The sequence below is a fragment of the Streptomyces sp. NPDC005195 genome (assembly GCF_040608315.1).
GTDB classification, from domain to species: domain Bacteria; phylum Actinomycetota; class Actinomycetes; order Streptomycetales; family Streptomycetaceae; genus Streptomyces; species Streptomyces kaempferi.
Window position 1 is genome coordinate 1 of sequence record NZ_JBEXHZ010000104.1, and the last position, 8294, is coordinate 8294.

5 protein-coding genes and 1 pseudogene are annotated in these 8294 nt (G+C 69.0%); 2 read left to right on the forward strand and 4 right to left on the reverse strand.

The window, feature by feature from the left end; genetic code table 11:
- From ABZV34_RS35555 to ABZV34_RS35565, 3 genes and pseudogenes are all read right to left on the reverse strand, one after another.
- A pseudogene (locus ABZV34_RS35555) lies at positions 1 to 480 on the reverse strand (alpha/beta hydrolase); the annotation flags it as partial.
- Between the two features lie 357 nt (positions 481 to 837).
- Positions 838 to 1185 (reverse strand): cupin domain-containing protein, encoded by a 348-nt coding sequence (locus ABZV34_RS35560; protein WP_356286201.1) that lies wholly within the window; start codon positions 1183 to 1185, stop codon positions 838 to 840.
- A gap of 364 nt (positions 1186 to 1549) precedes the next feature.
- On the reverse strand, positions 1550 to 2536 hold the full coding sequence (locus tag ABZV34_RS35565; RefSeq protein ID WP_356286204.1) for a nitronate monooxygenase: 987 nt from the start codon (positions 2534 to 2536) through the stop codon (positions 1550 to 1552).
- Between the two features lie 545 nt (positions 2537 to 3081).
- Between ABZV34_RS35565 and ABZV34_RS35570 the strand changes: the two genes are divergently transcribed.
- Complete coding sequence (locus ABZV34_RS35570) at positions 3082 to 4815, forward strand: LamG-like jellyroll fold domain-containing protein (RefSeq protein WP_356286207.1); 1734 nt, start codon at positions 3082 to 3084, stop codon at positions 4813 to 4815.
- A gap of 53 nt (positions 4816 to 4868) precedes the next feature.
- Here the strand turns inward: ABZV34_RS35570 and ABZV34_RS35575 are convergent, their stop codons facing one another.
- On the reverse strand, positions 4869 to 6347 hold the full coding sequence (locus tag ABZV34_RS35575; protein WP_356286210.1) for an alpha-L-arabinofuranosidase B: 1479 nt from the start codon (positions 6345 to 6347) through the stop codon (positions 4869 to 4871).
- Positions 6348 to 7338: 991 nt separating this feature from the next.
- On the opposite strand from ABZV34_RS35575, the gene ABZV34_RS35580 reads away from it, so the two are divergent.
- Positions 7339 to 7944 carry a DUF4232 domain-containing protein gene (locus tag ABZV34_RS35580; RefSeq protein ID WP_356286213.1) on the forward strand — a complete coding sequence of 202 codons (606 nt, stop codon included), beginning with the start codon at positions 7339 to 7341 and terminating at the stop codon, positions 7942 to 7944.
- Positions 7945 to 8294 lie beyond the last annotated feature (350 nt).

An 8294-nucleotide genomic window follows, 5' to 3' on the forward strand; every position in this document is an offset into this window, starting at 1 on the left:
GCTGTCGATCCTGGTCCGCACGGAACTGCGCTGGGTCAGGTAGTCGAGCGCGGCGAGCAACTGCCGCCCACGGCTGTCCGGTTGGTCGAGGGTGGAGAGGGTGTCGATGGTGAACACGACGAAGCCCTGGGAGGCCAGCCGGGGCCCGAGCCACGCGATGGACGACTGGTACGCGGTGTACCCGGGCGAAATGGCGACCGCGCCGAAGGTGCCGTCGCTGGTCGAGGTCGGGTAGTAGACGGTGCCGCCGCCGAAGCCGGTCACCGAGAGCGAGGAGACGGTGGTCTGGGACACGGCGTACGGCCCGCGAGTCGCCTCGATGCTGCCAGTCGTGGGCGCCGGGCCACGCTCGTACGGGTTCGCGGCGGCCTGGGTCGAGACGACCAGTGCTCCGATCGCCTGCGCTCCGGTGGCCTGCGCGGCGACAAGGCCGCCCGCGGCGAGGAGCGCCGTGAGGCCGGCCCGCGCCAGACGGCTCATGAACCGGTGCGGGCGGCGCGCGGTCGGATCGGGTGCGGCGGGTGCGGCGGGGAATGCTCGGTTGGGCTGCTGCACGGTGGGGGCGTCCTCTCGGTGAGGGGCGACGGACCCGCACCGTGCCCGCGGCGCTGCCTGGGCGTGGGTGTCGGAAGGCGCACGCTGCGAAGCGGCGGGGTCCGTCTCGGTGGTTGCGGGGCAACTGTCCGGCCCACCACCGGCCCCGCGCATCGGCAGAATCACCGGCCTTGGCCCACGGCCGGCCCGAGCCGCCACCGCCGCGGTGCGCTCCCCCGTCCGCCGGAGTCACCACCCCGGTCGGTCACACCTGGCCGACGCGCTCCTGGCGCCGCGCGCCGGTCAACCGGTCTCGGGGTAGGTGATGACGAGCATCGTGACCCCTTCTGCCGAGGTCCAGGGCCCGTGCGGCATGCCGGGCGGGCGGCATGCGTACATCCCGGCGGTGAAGGTCGAGCCGAGTGTGAGGTCGTGCAGGGCGCCCTCCAGAAGATGGACCTCTTCCCAGGAGTCGTGCCGGGACACGCCCTGGCCGGAGGTGTCGGTGCCCGGCTGCCAGCGCACGAGCGCGGTGCGGGCGCCGGTGGCGGAATCCTCGGCCAGGACCTGTTCCTGAATTCCGGGAGCGGCTCCCGCGGGCGTGCTCCAGAGCCCGTCGGGCCGGTGGAACTCCAGCTCGGGTTTGCTCATCGCCGCACCCCCGGGCGCCGGTGAGTCCGTTCCTCGGTCGGCCGCAGACTGTTCTGAGGGTCGGGGCCAGTGGTGAACTGGCGCGTCGCGATGCGCACGGCGGGTCGCCTCCTTGACGGTTCGGTGGACGTCGGTCCGGGCACCGTAGCCACGGAGCCGCCGATGATGGCGGCCACGGTATCCGCGAACGAGCAGTCGGCGCAGTCCGGCGGAGGCAAGAGCCGCTGGGCGATGAGGAGGGACTCCGGCCCGCCGGGAAAGACGTGGAAGACGTGGAGAGCGAAGGTCCTGGAGCGAGGAGCCGACCAGGACGACCGCCGGAGTTGCGCCGTGCGCCATGGCGGCTTCTTCGCCTGCCCACAGGTCAGTTCAGCAGCGCGCGGGGCCGCGAGGCCAGGATCGCCTCGGCCTCGTCGCTGATCCCCCGGACCACTTCGGCAGCGGGGCGGACGGCATCGACGAAGGTCGCCGACTGACCGTAGAGAATCGCGCTGGTGTCCGGGTCGGGCGTGCTCTCAAGGGGGTTGACGTCTTCCGGAGGCGCGAATTCACCTTTGCGGTTCCGCAGCGTCGCCTCGCACTCCGCCCACTCGTCGGTGAACCGATTGCGGCGGACACGTTCGCCGATGGTCTCCGGCCACGGCAGGTCCGACACGATGTCGTAGGCCCGCGTCCATACGGTGTCGCTGCCATCGCTCTCGACGATCAGGCGCTTGTGGAGATCGTGCACCTCGACCGCTTCGGGCGTAGCGAGAAACGCCGTGCCCAACCACGCGCCGTCCGCACCGGCCGTGAGGACCGCCGCGAGCGTCCGACCGTCGCCGATGCCCCCCGCGGCCAGCACCGGAACCTCAGGATATCGCCTCACCAACCCGGCCAGGAAGGGCAGCAGACCCATCGTCCCGGTATGGCCGCCGGCCTCCGTGCCCTGTGCCACGAGCACATCGGCTCCGGCGGCGACCGCCATCTCCGCGCCGTCGTAGTTCTGGACCTGGCACATCACCCGCGCGCCGGCGACCTTGGCGCGAGCGACCCACGGCTGGGGGTCGGCGAACGAGAGCGCGATGACATCTGCGCGCTCCTCCAGCGCCGCCTCGAAGTGCGACTCGGTGAACGGCAGGAAAGGCGTGATGAACCCGACTCCGAACGGGCGGTCCGTCGTGGCGCGGATGGTCGCGATCTCGGCGCGGATCCAGTCGGGCTCCTTCCAGGGGTGCGTACCTCCGAAGGAGCCGAGGCCGCCTGCCGCGGAGACCGCGGCAGCGAGCGTCCCGCCACTGTGCAGGCCCATGGGGGCGGACATCACCGGGTGAGCGATACCGAACATTTCGGTGAATCTCGTGTGCAACATGGGTCGACGCTAGCGAAATCCACGAACGCGGCCCGTCAGCGACGCGGTGGGCCACCGGCTCCGTCCGCAACTCCCGGCCACCCGATGCCGTACCCCGCCCCTCCCGTCGTGGACTCGCGGGAGTGCGAGGGAACGGCGTGGCCGGTCCTCCCCTCGTTCCGGTCACCGTCCGCCCTCCGGGACATCAGCGACCGGCCGATACGTGACGGGCACTTTCAGTCCTGGACAGACGCTTGATCGTCGTTTGTCATCTCACGTCTGCCCGGCTCGGACCGCTCCTGGCTAGCGTCGTTGCTGTTTGCTCTATCGACCCGGGAAGGGCTCCTATGTCCACTATCGATGACAACCCGTCACAAGAGCCGACCGAGCGGAGTCGGCGAGGTTTTCTGCGCAACGCGGCACTGGCCGGTGCGGGAGCGGCGGCCGTAGGAGTCGGCGGGACCGTGGTCGGCGGAACGTCCGCGTTCGCCGCGGACTCCGCCAGGAGCGGCAGGACCGGCACGTGGAGACCGGATCAGACCGCCCTCCAGTTCACCCTTGCGGTCATGCCGGACACCCAGTTCCTGTACTGGGGCAGCCAGGACAGCGTCAACCGGACGCCGCAGGAGGAGTCGTTCCGCTACATCATCGACAACAGCGGGATCGCCACCGACAACATCGTGTTCATGGCGCACCTCGGCGACCTGACGCAGGACGCCGATCCGTCGTCGTTCCAGCAGGTCGACAAGGCGTTCGCCGTGCTGGACTCGCACGGGGCCGCGTACAGCGTGCTGGCAGGCAACCACGACGTGACCGGCGACGACAGCCGTGGTGACACGCCGTACCTGCAGACCATGGGCCCGCACCGGTTCAAGCGCGCGAAGACCTTCGCCGGCGCGGACCCGACCGGTTACAACACCGCGCACATCTTCCAGGCCGCGGGCCGCTCGTGGCTGGTGCTGGCCCTGGACTGGCGGACCACCGACCAGGGCTTCGCGTGGGCCAACGCCGTCATCAAGGCCCACCCGAAGATGCCGGTGATCCTCACGTCGCACGACATCGTCGCTTCGCCGTACGATGACAACGTTTTCCCTTACGAGTCCGGCGACCCGGAGGACAACGCCGTACTCTCCGGCTACGGCCAGACGGTCTGGGACAAGCTGATCAACGACAACGACCAGATCTTCCTGACCCTCAACGGCCACTACTGGCCCCCCGGCCGGACGACCAGGAAGAACGCCGCCGGTCACGACGTGGCCATGCACATCACCAACTACCAGAACCGCTACTTCGGCGGTGGCGGCATGATCCGGCTGTACCACTTCGACCTGGCCCGCGACACGATCGACGTCGAGACGATCAACCCGTGGATCCTGGCTCAGGAGCCGGAGTCGCGCAACGAACTGGCGGCCGAGCACGCGCGGATCACGGGCCCGGTCGACGACTTCTCCATACCGATCGACTTCGAGAAGCGGTTCGCCGGCTTCATCCCGGTTCCGGTCCGCCCGGCCCGCCCGGCCGCCCGGGAACTGGTGAAGGGCACGCTGGCGTACTGGCGCTTCGACGGACAGGGCGCGCCCGGCACCTCGCTCTCCGCGGGCCAGACGATCCACGACCTCTCCGGCAAGGGCAACGACCTGACGGTGGTGACGGTGCCGGGCGCTGCCTCCGACGCCCTGACGTGGTCCGCGGACCACCACCCCGACCAGCCGGGGCACGCCAGCCTGAAGTTCGTCGGCGGCAGGAACCCGGTCCACGGCTCGTATCTGAGCACCGGCCCGAAGGCGCCGCTGAACGCCGAGACGTTCAAGTCCGGGTACACGATCGAGACGTTCGTGATGCTGCCGCTGGACTGGGACTCCGGGAAGAACGGCAACGCGTCGATTCTCAGCCGCCGGGGTTCCGCCGGGGCGGCCGGCAAGCACGGCAAGAACACCGACCCTAACGAGCCGCTGGCGCAGTTCGCCATCACGAACAACGGCCGTGAGGCGCAGTTCAACCACTACCCGCTGAACGACACCTACCCGACGACCAACTGGGGTCATGGCATGGTGGAGCTCAAGTGGTGGCACCTGGCGGTGGTCAACGACGGCCGTTTCACGAGGTTGTACGTCGATGGCGCTCCGGTCGTCGACAACCCGAACCGGCTGTCGGTCGGCCTCACCTCGCTCGGGTTGCCCTGGCTGGTGGGCGGACACGAGTACGCGGGCGCCGTCGATGTCGTCTTCCACGGCAACGTCGGTGACATCCGTATCGTGAACCGTCCGCTGTCCATGGACGAGTTCCTGACCGCCAAGTAGGGCGGTCCCTCCCGTCTCCGGCCCACACGCCGGAGACGGGACGCCTCTCCGTGCTACGCCCAGGGGGTGGCTACGAGCCAACTGGTGTCGTCGGACCATGCGTTCGCGTTGTCCCAGGGGTTCGGCCCACCGTTTCCGGCGAGGTACGCGGTGAAGTTGTAGTGGCGCAGATACCTCTCCGGATAGTTCACGGAGGGGAAGGCGACTCCCTGACCGTTGTTGCCGGCCTGGGGGCAGAAGGTCGCGTCCTGCGTGAACGTGGAGCTCCCGTCGCCGGCGTCGAGATGTATCTGGAAGGCCGAATGCCGAAGGTACTGGCCGGACTTGTTCGCTGACTCGAAGGACACGCAGGAGCTGTTGGCCAACCCCGCGCGGACGACCCAGGTGGCGTCCGCCTTGTCCGTGGCCGAACTCGACGAGGAGACAGCGGAGATCACCACGTTGGTGTCGGCGTCGTCATGGCGGAGGTAGTCGTTGGTGCAGCACGCTGTCGTGGCTCGCAACGATATCCGCGAGCCGGGCGCGAGTCCGCTCACACCCGAGCTGTATCCGACCGAGGTGATGTTGGCCTGGACAGCGTTCTCGGTGGCGTCCGTCGGGTAGCCGGAGGTCATGACACCTTCGTAGAACGTGCCGGCCGCCCCGTTGCTGTTGTCTCCGCCGATGCCGAGGATGAGGGCGCCTTCCTTGCTCATCGGGTTGTAGCCCGCGACGCTGGGACGGGCGCCGTTGTAGTAGGTCGACAGCCCTCCGGACTGGGCGTTGCCGCCCCGGATGGCCCAGTGGTTCGGCTCACCCTTGACGATCGCGGTCAGGAATCGGTTGTTGACCGTCGGGTCGTTCGTGTTGAGATGCGGGTTGGCCCCGGAGAAGAGGCCGTTCTCCAGGTCGGCCATGACCCAGGGGCCGTTGCCGGCCCCCGAGCCCCAGACTCTGTTGTTGCCGAAGTAGATGGCCTCCATGTGGCCGTTGCCGGTGTCGAGGCCGCTGGTCTCGGCATTGCCGTAGTCGAAGCAGCAACCGCCGTTGTAGTGCGTTCCGTCGAGGATCGCGTACATCCCCTCGGGCTGGTCGCCGGTGGCGATCCCGGAGGTGTGGTTGTTGCGGTAGCCGGTGCCGGGGGCGACGAAGACGCCGTACGCCTTGTGGCCCGCGACGGTGACGGGCGCCCCGGTCGCGTCGGCCAGATTGTCGTATCCGCCCGCGGCAGGACCGTTGAACCCGCCGGGGGGCGCCTGGGTGAGGTTGTTGCCTCTGCCGGACTGGTCGTAGACGACGGTGATGACGCAGCTCGTGCCGGCGCAGAAGGAGTCCTGGGTCGCCGCGTTGGCATATCCGCCCGCACTCAGCACGCCGATGTCCCGGGTGGTGTTGTCCGAGGAGCGTCTGACCTGGTAGAGCCGCCCGTTGTAGGCGGAGTACAGGGCGCGGGTGGTGCTGTGGGCGGCGACGCAGGCGGTGCCGCCGGACGCGTAGAGGTCACAGGGCTGTGAGCCTGCCGCCTGTGACGGCTGCGCGCCGAGGGTGAGCATTCCGGCGACGAGCGCGCCGGCGGCGCCTGTGGACAGTGCCCACCGTCGGAACCGATCCGACCATCGAATCGATCGGGATAAGGACATCGAGCTCTCCCGTGGTGTGAAGGTAGGTCCCGAGTAGCGGCCCGGGACATGACGGATTCCGGCCGGGGCCGAGGTGTCGGGCCCGGCACATGTGCGGGGGAAGTTCATCTGCTTCGCGAAACCGGTGCGTGGTTCACCGCGCGGTACTTGAGCACAGGTGAGCGGAGGTGAGGACAGGAGGCTTGGTTGTCCCGCTCGGCACGGATCACGCAGCCGATTGAATGGGCGGTGCCTACAGCGAAGGACGTGAGGGCGGAGAGCCCTGCCGGGTCATTGGGCCGGTGGCGCGAGAGGCACAGCCCTGCGCGGGGTGATGCCGGCCCGCCGGTGTATTCCGCCTGCAGAGGGCACGATGCGCTCCTTCACATGAAAGGCAGGACAATGTGCGTGAGCTACGACCATGACTGTCCCGAACCACGTCGCCCGCTGGGACCGCATGGCGGAGGACCGCGATACGGACCTCGTGGGGAGGCGCCGGTCTCTCCCGCCACCTTCCCTCACCGCTAAGTTCGATATTTCGAATGCGGTTCCTCTTTTCGAACGTGGAATTTAGGGGTCGCTTCTGGCGCAGTCAATACTTCGCGCAACAATCCGGCGAATACGCGACCGCGAACGAGATCTCGAACAACCTCGCCATGACTGGTGGAGAGAACGGTTCCTTGCGCGTCCGGCGAGGGGGACGGCCGCCACGTCCCTGCCGGGCCTCGCAGGACGGCCTCGGGTGGCCTGTGGTGTCGGCCAAACTCAGCGACCCGCGGGGTCGAGCATCGGTGCCGAGAAGTTCTTCGGGTCTGCCGCGAACTTTGTCGCCGTGCGGCGCATCGGACTCGTGTACAGGGCAAGAAGATGGCTCGCGGCTGCCCACAACGGCCGTGCTGCCGGATCCGAATGGAGTGTGATCGTTGTGATCAACGCTTACCGGAACACGGGCCGGACCGCCGTCCGTCCAGCGGCCGGTGCTCGCGGCGACCGCCGAATCAGCCGTGCGGTGCTCGCGGGGGCTGCCGTCGTCGGGCTGGGTCTCTCGGGTACCGCCGTCGCACAGGCCGCACCCGGCAGTTCGACCAGCGCGAAGTCCACGCCCACCTGTTCCGCCTCCGCGCTGAAGGCGACCTTCGGCCAGAAGCTGGCCGGTGGCATGAATCACCAGGGCGTGGTCATAAATCTCCGCAACCTCAGTGGCAGGACGTGCGCGCTGCGCGGCTACCCCGGGCTGGGCCTGGAGAACTCCGCGCACAAGACGCTCGCCTCGCACACCCACTGGGGTGACACCTGGTACGCCGCCAGCCCCGGCAAGAAGACCCTCGTCCTCAGGGACGGCGGGAGCGCCGAGGCGGTCGTCTCCTGGAGCCACGCCAACACTGGCACCGCCGGCGCGGTGCACGCCTCGTATCTCCAGGTCACCCCGCCCGCCGCCACACAGCACAAGACACTGGCTTTTCCCCAGTGGGTCGACAACGGCGAGCTCAGGGTCACCGCACTGGCCAGGCACATCGACGTGAACGAGTAACGCGCCGCACAGGCGGACTCCCGTCCCCGCGGATACGCCCGTGAGACCGGACCAAAGGGTCTGTCTCGCGGGCGATCCGGGTGGTCCGGGGGGGGACGGTCGAGGGAGAATTCCGCACTTCACCCAAGGCGTGACCCAAGGCGGGGCCCGCGGCCGGGCTCAGCACCGCCCGTCGCCGCGCTCACCACCGATTCCGCCACCGCGTACGCGCCGCTGATGATGACCGTGGCGGCCACACCGCGTCGCCTGCCGCGGCGCTAATTCCGGCGGGTCCTGCGGCGACCGGCCGTGACGAGGGCGGTGCCCGCGCCGGCTGCGGCTAGGGCGGCGATGCCCATGAGCAGGGTTGA